Here is a 13,030-nt window from a genome sequence, read left to right as displayed (position 1 = left end):
CTGCGCGATCGGCAACATCGCTCCGAACGCCTACGAAGCCGCCGCCTCCGCTACACTCCCGGAAGCGGCATAACCGAAATGACACCGTGTCCAAGATTCAGGGTCAAGGCCCACGATCCACGAGGGCGTGACCTTATCGGCGAGCTGGATCGCCGTGGGACTGACGCTGGGTGCGTACCTCAACTGGCTCATCGTCGCGCCGCGGCTGCGCGCGTGCACGGAGGTGTCGCGCAACTCGATCACCGTGCCCAGCTTCTTCGAGAACCGTCTGCGCGACCGCTCGCGCCTGCTGCGCATCGTCTTGAGCGTCATCATCCTCGTGTTCTTCACCCTCTACATCTCCTCCGGCATGGTCGCCGGCGGCGTCTTCTTCGAGAGCTCCTTCAACGGCGTGCAATACGAGATCACGTATTCGCAGTCGGCCCTCAAGTCGTTGCGCAAGCTCGACCGGGTTGTCGCGCAGCGCATGGTGCTCGCCATTGGTCACCGTCGCGAGGTCTACCGCTGACAGCGGCCAGCCGCGCCCGTGCACGATCGACGCCCGATCGTGCCTGATAAACCACGTCCCCACCCCATGGGCTAGAGTCGACGGCGAACAACAGACGCGGGAGCTCGGTGAACCGGGCTGAGAGGACGGCTGACTGGCCGTCGACCGCACGAACCTGTCCGGGTAATGCCGGCGAAGGGACACGTCGATGCTCAGCACCACTGTCACAGCACTCATTCTCACCCTCACCCTGGCGAGCTTCTTCGTGGTGGGCCTGCGCACGGGCGCGGACCGATCCGTCGAGGAATTCGCCGTTGCCCGCGGCACCCAGTCCGGCGCGGCCCTGGGCCTGTCGTTCTTCGCCTCGGGCGTGGGCTCCTGGATGCTCTTCTCCGCCCCCGAGGTCGGCGCCACCGGCGGGATCGCCGCCGCCGTGGGCTACGGGGTGGGCGTCGTCCTGCCGCTCGTGGGCCTCCTGCTGGTGGGTGGCCGCCTGCGCCGTCTGCTGCCGGAGGGCTACGACCTCGCCCAGTTCGTCCGCCTCCGTTTCGGTCCCGGCATGCGGGGCTACGTCCTGCTCATCTCGATGCTCTACATGTTCACGGCGCTGGCGGCCGAGCTGACCGCCGTCAGCAGCGTGCTGGGCCGCATCTCCGACCTGGATCCCCGGATCGGCATCATCGCGGTCGCGGCCGTCACCGCCGCCTACACCGCGGTGGGCGGGCTGCGCGCCTCGATCGGCACGGACCGCTGGCAGTCGTGGCTGCTCTTCGCTCTCGTCATCGTCATCGGGGGCTGGCTGGTCCTGCGCGGCCTGGGCCTGCTGGAGACCGCACCCCTGACCACCGCCGAGGCCGGGGCCAGCACCCCTGCCCTGCCCGCCTCCGCATTCCTCACCGTCGACTGGACCGGCATCGAGGCTGGTGTCACCGTCGCCATCGCGGTCACCGCGACGACGCTGTTCCACAACGGCTACTGGCAGCGCGTGTGGGCCGCCCGCGACCTCACCGCACTGCGCCGCGGCGCCGTCCTGGGATCGCTCACCCGCTTCCCCATCGTCGTCGCGGCTGGGTGTGTGGGCATCGTCGCGGCAGTCCTGGGTCTGGATCCCGGGTCTCCCCCGGCACCGTTCTTCGCGCTCGTGGCGGGCGGGCCCACGTGGCTGCTCCTGGCGATCCTCGTGCTCACGCTCACCCTCATCGCCTCAACCGCGGACACGCTGCAGAATGGCATCGCTGCCGCGATCGCCGTGCGCGCGCCACGACTGGGAGTCACGGGGGCACGCGTCCTCACAGTCATCGCGACGCTCATCCCCGCAGCGATCGCCTTCCAGGGGTTCTCCGTCCTGCGGCTCTTCCTCATCGCGGACCTCTTCTGCGCCGCGACCCTGGTGCCAGTCCTCCTGGGGCTGTGGAGCCGCACGACGCGGACGGGTGCGCTGACCGGCGCGGTCGCGGGCCTCGTGTCCGCCGCCGGGTACGGGCTGGTCGTCACCGGGTTCGATCCCGGTCATGCCCTGGCGGTCACGACGTTCGCGGACGGGCTGACGCTGGGGCCATTCGCCGCAGCACTCCTGGGCTCGGGGCTCGTCACGCTGGTGCTGAGCCTCCTCACCCGACCCGCCTCTCCGGCACAAGGCGACACGCGCGCGACCGCGCCCGCCGCAGCCGGCCTGCTCGATCGCTGAACGAGAGGATTCCACGATGACGACAGCCTCGTACTCCACGAGCCACGACACTGCAGATCTCTCAACACTCGATGCGGACATCCTCGCCTTCATCCAGTCCGAGGAGCCTGATCCCGCCACGTTCGACGCGCTGGCGCTGCGGCTCTTCGCCCATCAATTCGAGGCCAACCCCGCGTACCAGCGGTACTGCCGCAGCCGGAAGGCCACACCCGACCGGCTGCGGCACTGGAGCGAGATCCCCGCTGTGCCACTGACCGCGTTCAAGCGCCTCACGCTCACGACCGTCCCAGAGAAGGATGCCGCCGCTGTCTTCATGACCTCCGGCAGCACCGATCCCGCCAGCCGAGGCCGCAACCACCACCGGCACCTGGCGCTCTACGACGCCTCGCTCCTGCGCGCCTTCTGCGACCGGTTCCTGCCGGAGCAAACCAGTCACTCGAGCGACGCATCCGCGGGCCGCGACCGGATGCGCATCGTCGTTCTCAACGCACCGCGCGAGCAGTCGCCGCATTCGTCGATCGCGCACTTCTTCTCCACCCTCGTCGATCATCGGGGCACTCCCGACAGCCTCCACCTCGTGAGCGAGGACGGGCTCGACGTCGACGCAGCTCTGAAGGCCTTCGCGCACGCCCAGGACACCGGCGAGCCGTTGGCAGTCCTGGGCACGTCGTTCTCCTTCGTCCACCTCCTCGACGCGATGGCCGACGCGGACAGGACGTTCCAGCTCCCTGCACGCTCCCGTGTCCTGGACACCGGCGGCTTCAAGGGGAAGTCGCGCGACGTGACAGCCGAAGACCTGCGCCTGGCGTTCCGTGTGCGGCTGGGTGTGCCGGAGGATCACTGTGCGAACTACTACGGCATGACGGAGATCAGCACGCAGTACTACGACCGCACTCCTCTGGGCACAGGTCCGGCAGACCGAGCGCACGCCACCCCCGCGACGGACTCCGACGCGTCCACAGCCGCCACGACGGCCCCGGCCGGCGACGACGCCCCGGGCGAGCACGCGAAGGTCGTCCCCCACTGGGCGCGCCTGGTCGTGGTCGATCCGCTGACACGCGCGCCAGTCCCCCACGGCGAGTCGGGCCTGCTGCTGCACCTGGACCTGGCAAACGCGAGCTCCTGCCTGGCCGTCCTGTCCGACGACATCGGCTGGGCGGTCGGCTCCGATCCGACAGCCCGCGCCCACACCTCACCAGGACTGGGAACTGCGGACGTGGTCCTGCGCGGCCGAGCCGCAGGGGCAGAGGCCCGCGGATGCTCGCTCGCACTCGATGAGGTCCTCAGCGCCAATCGCGCACCAGTCGCCCCCGCCTCCCGCCCATGACCCTCGACGTCTCCTTCCTCCCGCAGCTCACAGACGCGGAGCACAGTGCCCTCACGTGGACGACATCCACGCGCGGAGGCGTCGCGCTGCAGGCGCCGGAACCCACCCCGGCGCTCGTCACCACTCTCACCGAGCGACTGCGAGATGCCCAGCAAACTCACCTGGCCAACCGTCCTGTGCTCGATATCGTCGACGCGCTGGGCCGCGTCCAGGCACTGTGGGCGAACCCGGACTTCTCCCTGCGGCGCACGGCGGAGGACGCGCTCCCCCGCCTCACCGGGTACGCGCCCCTGCATGTGCGCCGCACCCTGCGCGACTACCTCACGACGTTCCGCCGCGATCGGCTGCTGCGGTTCCTGGCGCAGGACTTCCCGGATCCGGGCGTCCTCGACGGCTTCCGCCCTTCTCCTGCCGGTGGCCGCCGGCGCGCTCGGGGCCCCGCCGTTCTCACACAGATCTTCGCGGGCAATGTCCCCGGGCTGCCCGCCTGGGATCTGGTCTGCGGACTGCTCGTGAAGTCCGCATCTCTGGGCAAGCCCGCCTCAGGCGAGCCGCTGTTCGCCTCGCTCTTCGCCCGGTCCCTCGCCGAGGTCGATGCCGACCTCGCCTCCTGCCTCGCCATCCTGCCCTGGCCCGGTGGGGACGACGCGATCGAGACCGCCGCGTTCGCAGGATCGGATGCCGTCGTCGCCACGGGTTCGCGGGCTGCACTCGCGGACCTGCGCACCCGCGTGCCCGCGCGCGTGCGGCTCATCGAGCACGGCGCGACCGTGAGCGTCGCGGTCCTCGCCGCCGAGGCCCTGCGCACCGACCACTTCCAGGAGACCGCCCGCAGGCTCGCCCGGGACATCGCCCACTACGACCAGCAGGCCTGCCTCTCCCCTCACGTCGCATACGTGGAGACGGTCAGCCCGCACGAGGACCGCCCGCCGGTGACGTCTCCGCCTGCAACGGTCGTGCAGTCGGCACCTGTGCCGACAGATGTCCCGGACCAGGGAGTCCCGATCGACGTGTTCGCCGCGGCTGTCGCGACGGAGCTCGCTGCGATCGAACGCCGGAATCCGCGCGCACCGCTCACGCTCGAGGAGGCCGCTGCGTGGACGAGTGCGCGCGAGGACACGGAGTTCTCCACGTGGGACGACGAAGCACAGTCGCTGTTCACTGCCGGCGACGACTCTCCCTGGGCTGTCTCGGTCGAGACTGTCAACTCACCGTTCCAGGCGTCCCCGCTGGGACGTTTCGTGCGCCTGATCCCTGTGACCGAACCGTCAGCGATCGGTCGCAGCCTGGCTGGGGTGACACGCATCGTGCAGTCGGCAGGCCTGGCCACCGCACCGGCCAGGGCGGAGGAGTTCGCAGAGGTGCTGGCGGCCTCGGGCGTGGACCGGGTGGCCGCGCTGGGACGGATGGGAGCACCGGCGGCCGGCTGGCACCACGACGGGCGCCCTGGCCTGGGCGACCTGGTGACATGGACGGACCTCGAGCCGTCTGTCGATGCGGAGCTCGAGCTCTACGACCCGGACGACCGGTCCGGCGCATGAGACAGACAGGAGACGGGATGCTGGGAACCAGCCGGATGCTGGAGGGGCGGACGGCGCTCGTGACCGGCTCGGGCCGAGGAATCGGCGCGACGATCGCTCGCGGGCTGGCGCAGCACGGAGCGGATGTCGCGATCAACTGCCTGCGCGACACGGAGTCCGCCCAGCAGGTCGTCGCGGATGTCGAGGCGGCAAGCGGTCGCGGGATCGTGATCGCTGCGGACGTGACGGATCCGGCCGCGGCGAGGCGACTGGTCGAAGAGACCCGAGAGCAGCTGGGGCCCATCGACATCGTGGTCCACAATGCGCTGGCCGGATTCCAGTTCGATCCCCGGGGACGGCGTGCCGCGTGGAATCTGAGTGTCGAGGACTACACCGCGCAGGTGAACGCGGCGGTGGGTGCCGCGCACGCGGTCACGCAGGCCGCGCTTCTTGACCTCACGGGGCACGGGCGCGGGCGCATCGTGTCCGTGCTCTCCGACCTCATCGAGCGACCGGGCGTCCCGTACCCGGACTACGTGACGGCGAAATCTGCACTGTTGGGCTGGTCGCGGGCGATGAGCGCGGAACTGGGTCCACTGGGCGTGACGGTCAACTGCGTGGCACCCGGCCTGGTGCCGTCGACCGGCGCAGCGAGTGGGACGGATGACCACCTGCGGGACTCGCTCGAGGCGGCCACCCCGCTGCGCAGGCTGGCGGAGCCCGAGGACGTCGCCGGTGCCGTGCTCGCGTTCGCCTCCGACTGGCTGGGCTTCGTGACCGGCGCGTGCCTGTTCGTCGACGGCGGCCTCGTCATGCGGTGACGCAGCTTCATACCCACAGCCGCTCGACCGGGAGACTGTGGATCCGGTCCTCCACCGGATACCCTCTGCTGCCGAGGTGAAAGGCGATGCCTCCGACAAACGCGGCGCCCAGACGGTCCCGAAGCTTGCGCAAGCCGGACAGTTGTTTCGAATCGATATGGTCGCCCGCTTTGACCTCAATTCCCAGCACCGCGCCATCCTGGCGCTCGAGCACGAGATCGACCTCGTCACCGTCCCGGGTGCGCCAGTGTCCCGCAGTGATGACGTCATCCATCCAGGTTGTCTGGCGGATGATCTCCTGCACGACGAAGGACTCTGCGAGGTGGCCGAACTCAGTCAGCGCTGAGGGGTCGCCTCGTTCGAGCTTGGGCCTGCTCAGCCGCAACAGGTGTGCACCGATTCCCGAGTCCACGACGTGTATCTTCGGTGCCGCAACACTTCGTGATGAGACGGTCGTCCCCCACGCAGGGAGAGAGCTGATGAGGAACAGCGCTTCCAGCAGCTCCAGGTAGGACGACACGGTGCTTCGAGAGATCTCCAACGTCGCGCTCACCTTCGAGATGTTCAGAACCCCAGCCGTCTGCCCGGCCATAGCGGTCAGCAGCTTCGGCAGCGCTGCAGAACGCTCGAGCCTTCGTAACTGACCCGCATCGCGCCGCAGAGATTGACTCACGCGCCCAGCGAACCAGCGGCCGCGCGCAGCATCCCCGGACTGGGCGAGCGCCAGTGGCATGCCCCCGCGAGAGATGCGGTCGATGTACTCCAATCGGTTCGCTGCAGCCGCATCGGCCGTACGGGCGATGTCGCCGTCGAATGCCCGCTCGATGAACCTGTTCCCAGTGCCGTCGATCTCGGTCTGGCTCAATGGCAGCACGGGCAGTCTTTGGATCCGCCCGGTCAGCGCTTGCGTACCGGAGGGCAACGAGTCATAACTCGCAGATCCAGCGAGTACGAACATTCCTGCCCGCGCCTCCGAGTTCAACCGAGTCTTGATCGACTGCAGGATGGAGGGCATCCGCTGATACTCGTCGAGGAAGACGGGCAATTGCTCATCGGTGATGAGCGAGGGACTGTGCCGCGACAGCTCAAGGACTGCGTCATCGTCGAAGTCGAACACGCGCGCGTGCGGGGTGGCTGCCGCGACCTCGGTCAGCAAGGTCGACTTCCCCACGCTCCGGGGCCCCTCCAGAAGCAGTACCGGAGTTTCAGTGATGCGCTGCCGAATAGCGGGCAGGAGCCTGCGATCAATCTGATCGATCATGATAAGACGATACCATCAGTCAGCAATCTGCCGAGGGTTGACTCGACAATCTGCCAAGGCAACAGTCGGCAATCTGCCGACATCTCAGTCGGCAATCTGCCGCGGCGTTCGCGGCAGTGAAACTGGACCGTCTCAGCACACCGAGTACAGCACGCGGAAGGTCTCGCAGACGACCGGCATCTGAGGATCGAAGCCGCGTGGGTCCTCCGAGTGATCACGCCAGAAGCGCTCGTGAATGTCGCGCCAGGCAGCTAGCGTCCTGTCGCCTTCGCCCTCCGCACAGGCATGGTCCGCTGTGACCTCGTCGAAGGGAACGACGTCGACGGTCATCGTCTCGATCAGGGCCCGCGGCGTGTCCCGCCCATCCAGGATGATGCTGAGTTCGCCCGGTACCGGGATGGCTTCGCCAACGTGCTCGCAGTCCCACATCGACGAGGCCGTGGCCCTCTTGGTGCCCACCAGCACGAGCTCCACGAGTCCGTCGGCATGCTCCGGGGTGGCCCCGAACGCCCACGCCTCCGGAGTCTCCGCGGGCAACGCGGGGAGGTGCGCACGGCACTCCCGCCAGAACCTGTCGATGGCTGAGTCCGTGTGCATTCCGCCAGACTACTGACAGTCGTGCGCCGCCAGGACTCGGCGCGCAGACCGGCCCGGCGCACCCTGCCAGCGCTCAGTACTCGGCTGCCCTCAGTACTCCGGCAGGTGCGGTGCGACGTCGCGCACCCACGCGAGGACACCTCCGTCCAGGTGCCGCACCGTCTCCTCCCGGTTCGCGAAGTCGGGCTGGAGCCGCGCGAGCGCACGCTCCGAGCGACCTCCCGCCTTGCAGTGCAGGACTACTGGCACTCCACGGGCCTCGACTGGCAGCGCCTCGATCCCCTGCTCGAGCAGCGCGTCGAGGGCGACGGGAACCGCGCCCGGGATACTCACGAGGCGACGTTCCCACTCCTCGCGCACGTCGACAAGGGCGAACTCCGCGCTGCCTGCAGCGCGACGATCGAGCATCGCTGCCAGCTCGCGTGCCTCAACCGTCGCCCCTGCCGCGTCCGGTCCCGCTCCCGCCTGCGCCGCCGCGCCGGAACCCCGCTCGCACACACCATGCCCGTCCGCACGCGTGACGCCGTCGGAGACCTCGGTGACAGGCGGCGCCGCCGGATCCGCGACCACGCGCAGCTCCCGCCACGTCATCGCCAGCGCATCGTGGAGCAGCAACCGTCCCAGCAGCGGCTTTCCGATCCCGGTGACGAGCTTGACGGTCTCGGCGGCCATGATGGACCCGATGGTTCCCGGCAGCATGCCCAGCACGCCGCCCTCGGCGCAGCTGGGCACTTCGCCGGCCGGTGGGGGCTCCGGATGGAGGTCGCGGTACGTGGGACCGCAACCGGACCAGAAGACGCTCACACGGCCCTCGAACCGCAGGATCGATCCCCAGACGCACGGGATGCCGGCCAGCGCGCACGCGTCAGAGACGAGGTACCGGGTTCCGAAGTTGTCCGCTCCGTCCAGGACGAGGTCGTAGCCCGCGACGATGTCCCGGGCGTTCTGGGCGTCCAGCCGCACCGGGTGCTGCTGGACGGTGACGAGCGGGTTGAGGCGGGTGATCGCCCGGGCCGCGGATTCCGTCTTCAGGTCGCCCACGTCCTCGACTCCGTGGAGCACCTGCCGCTGCAGGTTGGAGACGCTCACGCGGTCGTCGTCGACGATTCCGATCGTCCCCACGCCGACGGCCGCGAGGTAGTGGAGGATGGGCGCTCCCAGTCCCCCGGCTCCGATGACGAGGACGCGGGCGTTCTTCAGCCTACGCTGGCCGGTCTCCCCCACCTGTTCGAGGGTGAGGTGGCGGGAGTAGCGTTCGATCTCCTCGACCGTGAGCTCCGGTCCCGGCTCGACGAGCGGAGGCAGCGCACTCGACTGCACGGTGGCGTTCACGGCTGCCCCACCTCCGGCCAGTCACCGCGCGGGACCCCGCCGACGGCCGCGCTCGCGTCGCCCGTCGACCCCGCCGTGGCGATCGGATCGATGAGCCCGTCCGCGGGCGATGACGCCAGCGCATGCCTGCGAGCGGGTATCCGCCCCGCCTGCGCGGCCAGCCGTCCCGCTTGGACCGCGGCCTTCATCGCCCGGCCCATGAGGACCGGGTTCTGCGCGCGCGTCACCGCGCTGGCCAGGAGAACGGCATCGCAGCCCAGCTCCATCGCGAGCGCCGCATCCGAGGCTGTCCCGATCCCCGCATCGAGGATCACCGGCACCTGCGCGCGGGAGGCGATGAGCTCGATGTTGTGCGGATTGAGGATGCCCAGCCCGGTGCCGATCGGGGCACCCAGCGGCATGACCGCGGTGGCGCCCACCTCCTCGAGACGCTGCGCGACCACGGGGTCGTCGGAGGTGTAGGCGAACACCTTGAAGCCCTCCGCCACCAGGCGTTCCGTCGCATCGATGAGTTCGACGGCATCGGGAAGGAGCGTCTCCTCGTCGGCGATGACCTCGAGCTTCACCCAGTCCGTCTCCAGGGCTTCGCGGCCCAGCTCAGCAGTGAGCAGCGCGTCGCGCGCGGTGTAGCAGCCGGCCGTGTTCGGCAGGATGCGGATGTCATTGCGCTCCAGCAGGGCGAAGAGCGAGTCGCCGGCCTGCTTCGAGTACCGCCGCATCGCGACGGTGGTGAGCTCTGTGCCGGAGGCCAGCAGCGCCTCCTCGAGGACGCTCAGCGAGGTGATCCCGCCGGTGCCCGTGATGAGGCGCGAGGTGAGCTCGACACCGTCGATGGTGAGCGAGTCCCCGGTGTCCGTGGGGATGTCCGCCGTCGTCTGAGTCGCAATCGTCACTGTCGTCAGCCTCCCTGCATCGCGGTGATGATCTCGACGGTCTGGCCGTCGACCAGGCGCGTGCCCTGCCAGCGGCTGCGCGGCACGACGGCGGAGTCGAGGGCGACGGCGACGCCCAGGCGCCCGCCGTCCGCCGGTGTGCCGTCCGCCGTGAGCGGTCGGTCGATCGTCTGGGCGACGAGGTCCAGGAGTGAGGCGTCATCCTCGATCGGATGCGCGGCCCCGTTGACGGTGAGGGTGGGCACGGAAGGTCCTTCCTGAGCGGTGTCCATGGTGTCAATCTGTCGTGTGGAAGCGGTACGGGTCGGTGGCGCGCAGAACGCCTGCGAGGTCGGTGCCCGGAGAGTCCCCGGTCACGAGCGCCGCGGCCGCATCCGCCAGCAGCGGTGCGAGGAGCACCCCGTGCCGGAAGCCACCGGTCGCGAGGATGAGGCCGGGCACGCCCGCGCCGTCGCCGTCGCGCAGTCGCCCCAGCAGCGGCACGTCATCCGGGGTGCCCGGCCGAGCACGGGCCATGACCTCGACCAGTTCCAGGTCGCAGACCGCAGGGACGAGCGTCTGGGCATCGCGGAGCAGTCGGTACACACCGCCCGCACTCGCGCCCGCAAGGTCGTCCTCGCGCGAGGTCGCTCCGATGACGATCTCGCCGTCGGCCCGCGGCACCAGGTAGATCGGCACTCCGTTCACGACGCCGCGGATCGTGCGCTCGAGGAGCGGCGCGGAGCCCTCCGGCAGCCGCGCGCGGAGGATGTCGCCATGCACCGGTCGCAGCACGGCCGCCGGGGAGGCGGGCAGGCCGGAGAAGAGGTCGCTGCGCAGGCCGGTCGCGAGGATCGTGTGCCTCGAGGCGATCCGGCTGCCGACCGCCAGCTCGACTCCCCCCGCCGTCGCCACACAGCCGGACAGCCGCCTGCGTGACGAGCGTGGCGTGCGCGCGATGCTCCCGCGACGACAATGCCGCAATCAGACCCGCCACCAGCCTGCGCGGGTCGACCTGGTGGTCGCCCACCGCACGGAACGCTCCCGCCAGCCGGGGAGACAGTGCCGGCTCCAGTGCGCGCGCCTCACGGACCGTGAGCGCGTCGACCTCCATCCCGTGCGCGATCTGGTGCTCGCGGAGCTCGGCCAGGCCCTGCCGGTCCGCTGGGGTGCCGGCGCACACGAGGGTCTCCGTCCTGCGGTAGCCCACGTCGTGGCCCGAGGCCGCCTCGATTCCGGCGATGAAGTCCGGGTAGTCGTCCGCGGCCTTGCGCATGAGCGGGTACAGCGCGTGCTGCTGGTACTGGACCTCACTGGCCGGGGCGATCATCCCCGCCGCGGCACGGGAGGCCGCTCCTCCCGGGTCCGGGTCGACGATCGAGACGGACAGTCCGCGCTCACGCAGACGCCAGGCCGTGGAGAGGCCGATGACGCCGGCACCCACGATGACGACATCGCAGTCGTGCGCATCCGGGTGCGACTGTTCCACTGCTCTCATCCTTCCCTTCGGCGGCATGATCCGCATCAGGTTCGACGGTCGGCGCTGGGGCCCTCTCAGCCCCGTAGGGCTCCCGCAGAGTTCGCGATCTCCACGAGTGCGTGCATCGTCGTGACTACACTCGTGGATCGTGAGCCATCATACAGACGCCCCCGCTGGGGAGGGCGCGCAGGCCAGGGCCGCGCGCATCGCCACTGCTCGCCTCTACCTGTGCACGGATGCCCGCACCGGCCCCGGGGATCTGGAGAGCTTCCTCCACGCCGCGTACGCCGGCGGCGTCGACATCATCCAGTTGCGCGACAAGTCGATCGGCACCGCCGATGAACTCGCAGCACTGGAGATCCTCGCTCGTGCGGCTCGCGCGCACGGGAAGCTCTTCGCGGTCAACGACCGCGCGGACGTCGCCTCCCTCATCGGCACCGATGTCTTCCATGTGGGCCAGCAGGACCTCACCCCCGCACAGGCCCGCAAGCTGCTGGGCGACGAGGTCGCCATCGGCCGGTCGACGCACACGGTCGAGCAGGCCCAGGCGGCACGGCTCGACCCGGACGTCGACTACTTCTGCACCGGGCCGATCTGGGAGACCCCCACGAAGCCGGGCCGTAAGGCCACCGGACTGAGCTTCGTCGAAGACGTCGCACATGCGGAGAACAACGATGCAGACCGCGTCACCAACGAGGACCCCGCGAAGCCGTGGTTCGCGATCGGCGGGATCGACGAGCAGCGTCTGCGCCAAGTCCTGGACGCCGGCGCACAGCGGATCGTCGTCGTCCGGGCGATCACCCAGGCCGACGACCCGGAAGCCGCCGCCCGCCGCCTCCGCGCAGCCCTTCGGTAGTCACGACTCCAGCCACGCACAGTCGCAGCTCGCTCCGGCGACAGTGCCTCCATTCGGCGGGACGCGACACTCACGACGTGGAATGGTTCGAGGCCTCTTCCTCGCGCTCAACTGAGCGAATCCGTCGTCGGTTGTCCGGACAAAACCCACAATGCGATTCACTCACCGGAGTGATGAAGCAGAAGAAAGCCCGCGTCGCTCCTCAGAACAACGCGGGCCCTCGACAGACCACGGGATTTAAGATCAGTCCAGTCCCGGCTTCCCGGCGTTGACCCATTCCTGCTCCCATTCGGCTTTGATCCGTCCGCGCTTCGGAACGTCATAGCCACGGAGGTCCAGGAACTTCCGCATCGCGGCCAGCTCTTTCTTCCGCTGAGCACCGCCTCCGCTCTTCTTCGCGCCCGCTGCCGGTGCCGCCGCAGAAGCCTTCCGACTTTTCGCGATGTAGACCTTCAGCGCCTCCTGCAGCTGCGTGTGCTCGTCAGGGGTGAGTTCGATCTCGTACGCACGCCCATCCAGCGCGAACTGAACGGTATCCACTTCGTCCGACTGCGCACCGGGGAAATCAGAGGTGAGCACTTCTACGAATTGCTTCGCCATTGCAGTCCCTTTCGATCGCTGATATCGGTCGAAACGCTACCAGGAATGGCCTGGCAGGACGATGTATATACGACGATTGTCCCGCGTCAAGTAGTTGGCAGGATTTCCTTGGTTTTGAATGTCGGGGTGGTGGGGTCGGCCAGGCCCAGGTGCACCTCCTTGGGCCGGTTCCATGAGACGGCCTCGTGGG

General features: G+C 69.2%; 12 protein-coding genes, 2 pseudogenes and 2 riboswitches. Of the genes and pseudogenes, 6 read left to right on the top strand and 8 right to left on the bottom strand.

The window, feature by feature from the left end; all coding sequences use genetic code 11:
- Positions 1 to 133 precede the first annotated feature (133 nt).
- From FFS25_RS12790 to FFS25_RS12770, 5 genes and pseudogenes are all read left to right on the top strand, one after another.
- Positions 134 to 400: pseudogene (locus tag FFS25_RS12790) on the top strand (sodium:solute symporter family transporter); the annotation flags it as partial.
- A 194-nt stretch (positions 401 to 594) separates the two neighbouring features.
- Positions 595 to 705: riboswitch (TPP riboswitch) on the top strand.
- Entirely contained in the window at positions 696 to 2,174 is a 1,479-nt protein-coding gene (locus tag FFS25_RS12785) for a sodium:solute symporter family transporter (protein ID WP_137803194.1), read from the top strand. It overlaps the preceding riboswitch by 10 nt.
- 16 nt (positions 2,175 to 2,190) lie before the next feature.
- Positions 2,191 to 3,501, top strand: coding sequence for a LuxE/PaaK family acyltransferase (locus FFS25_RS12780; RefSeq protein WP_137803193.1), 1,311 nt, complete (start codon positions 2,191 to 2,193; stop codon positions 3,499 to 3,501).
- Positions 3,498 to 5,042 carry an acyl-CoA reductase gene (locus tag FFS25_RS12775; RefSeq protein WP_137803192.1) on the top strand — a complete coding sequence of 515 codons (1,545 nt, stop codon included), beginning with the start codon at positions 3,498 to 3,500 and terminating at the stop codon, positions 5,040 to 5,042. Before FFS25_RS12780 ends, FFS25_RS12775 begins: the two co-directional genes overlap by 4 nt.
- A gap of 17 nt (positions 5,043 to 5,059) precedes the next feature.
- Positions 5,060 to 5,842 carry an SDR family oxidoreductase gene (locus FFS25_RS12770; RefSeq protein WP_137803191.1) on the top strand — a complete coding sequence of 261 codons (783 nt, stop codon included), beginning with the start codon at positions 5,060 to 5,062 and terminating at the stop codon, positions 5,840 to 5,842.
- Positions 5,843 to 5,849: 7 nt separating this feature from the next.
- Here FFS25_RS12770 and FFS25_RS12765 read toward each other — a convergent pair whose 3' ends face one another.
- From FFS25_RS12765 to FFS25_RS13965, 7 genes and pseudogenes are all read right to left on the bottom strand, one after another.
- The gene (locus FFS25_RS12765) at positions 5,850 to 7,103 is read right to left on the bottom strand and encodes an ATP-binding protein (RefSeq protein ID WP_137803190.1); all 1,254 of its coding nucleotides are present in this window, start codon (positions 7,101 to 7,103) and stop codon (positions 5,850 to 5,852) included.
- 132 nt (positions 7,104 to 7,235) lie between these two features.
- Complete coding sequence (locus FFS25_RS12760; protein ID WP_137803189.1) at positions 7,236 to 7,700, bottom strand: ASCH domain-containing protein; 465 nt, start codon at positions 7,698 to 7,700, stop codon at positions 7,236 to 7,238.
- A 90-nt stretch (positions 7,701 to 7,790) separates the two neighbouring features.
- Complete coding sequence (gene moeB / locus FFS25_RS12755) at positions 7,791 to 9,032, bottom strand: molybdopterin-synthase adenylyltransferase MoeB (RefSeq protein WP_137803188.1); 1,242 nt, start codon at positions 9,030 to 9,032, stop codon at positions 7,791 to 7,793.
- A complete protein-coding gene (locus FFS25_RS12750; RefSeq protein ID WP_502704730.1) occupies positions 9,029 to 9,934 on the bottom strand; it encodes a thiazole synthase in 906 nt (301 codons plus the stop codon). Before FFS25_RS12750 ends, moeB begins: the two co-directional genes overlap by 4 nt.
- Positions 9,931 to 10,170, bottom strand: a complete 240-nt coding sequence (gene thiS / locus FFS25_RS12745; protein ID WP_171004215.1) for a sulfur carrier protein ThiS — start codon at positions 10,168 to 10,170, stop codon at positions 9,931 to 9,933. The genes FFS25_RS12750 and thiS overlap by 4 nt, the downstream gene beginning before the upstream one ends.
- A 31-nt stretch (positions 10,171 to 10,201) precedes the next feature.
- Positions 10,202 to 10,819 (bottom strand): FAD-dependent oxidoreductase, encoded by a 618-nt coding sequence (locus tag FFS25_RS13970; RefSeq protein WP_283957222.1) that lies wholly within the window; start codon positions 10,817 to 10,819, stop codon positions 10,202 to 10,204.
- Positions 10,820 to 10,886: 67 nt separating this feature from the next.
- Positions 10,887 to 11,402 (bottom strand): annotated as a pseudogene (locus FFS25_RS13965) (FAD-dependent oxidoreductase); the annotation flags it as partial.
- Positions 11,389 to 11,489: riboswitch (TPP riboswitch) on the bottom strand. (Overlaps the previous pseudogene by 14 nt.)
- 43 nt (positions 11,490 to 11,532) lie before the next feature.
- Between FFS25_RS13965 and thiE the strand changes: the two are divergent.
- Entirely contained in the window at positions 11,533 to 12,240 is a 708-nt protein-coding gene (thiE, locus tag FFS25_RS12735; RefSeq protein ID WP_137803185.1) for a thiamine phosphate synthase, read from the top strand.
- Between the two features lie 243 nt (positions 12,241 to 12,483).
- On the opposite strand, the gene FFS25_RS12730 is transcribed toward thiE, so the two are convergent.
- Positions 12,484 to 12,840, bottom strand: coding sequence for an Lsr2 dimerization domain-containing protein (locus FFS25_RS12730; protein WP_171004214.1), 357 nt, complete (start codon positions 12,838 to 12,840; stop codon positions 12,484 to 12,486).
- Positions 12,841 to 13,030: the final 190 nt, after the last annotated feature.

The sequence above is a fragment of the Kocuria sp. 2SI genome (assembly GCF_005502825.1).
GTDB classification, from domain to species: Bacteria; Actinomycetota; Actinomycetes; order Actinomycetales; family Micrococcaceae; genus Kocuria; species Kocuria palustris.
Note: the sequence above shows the minus strand (reverse complement) of the source record. Positions and strands in the feature narration are given on the sequence as shown.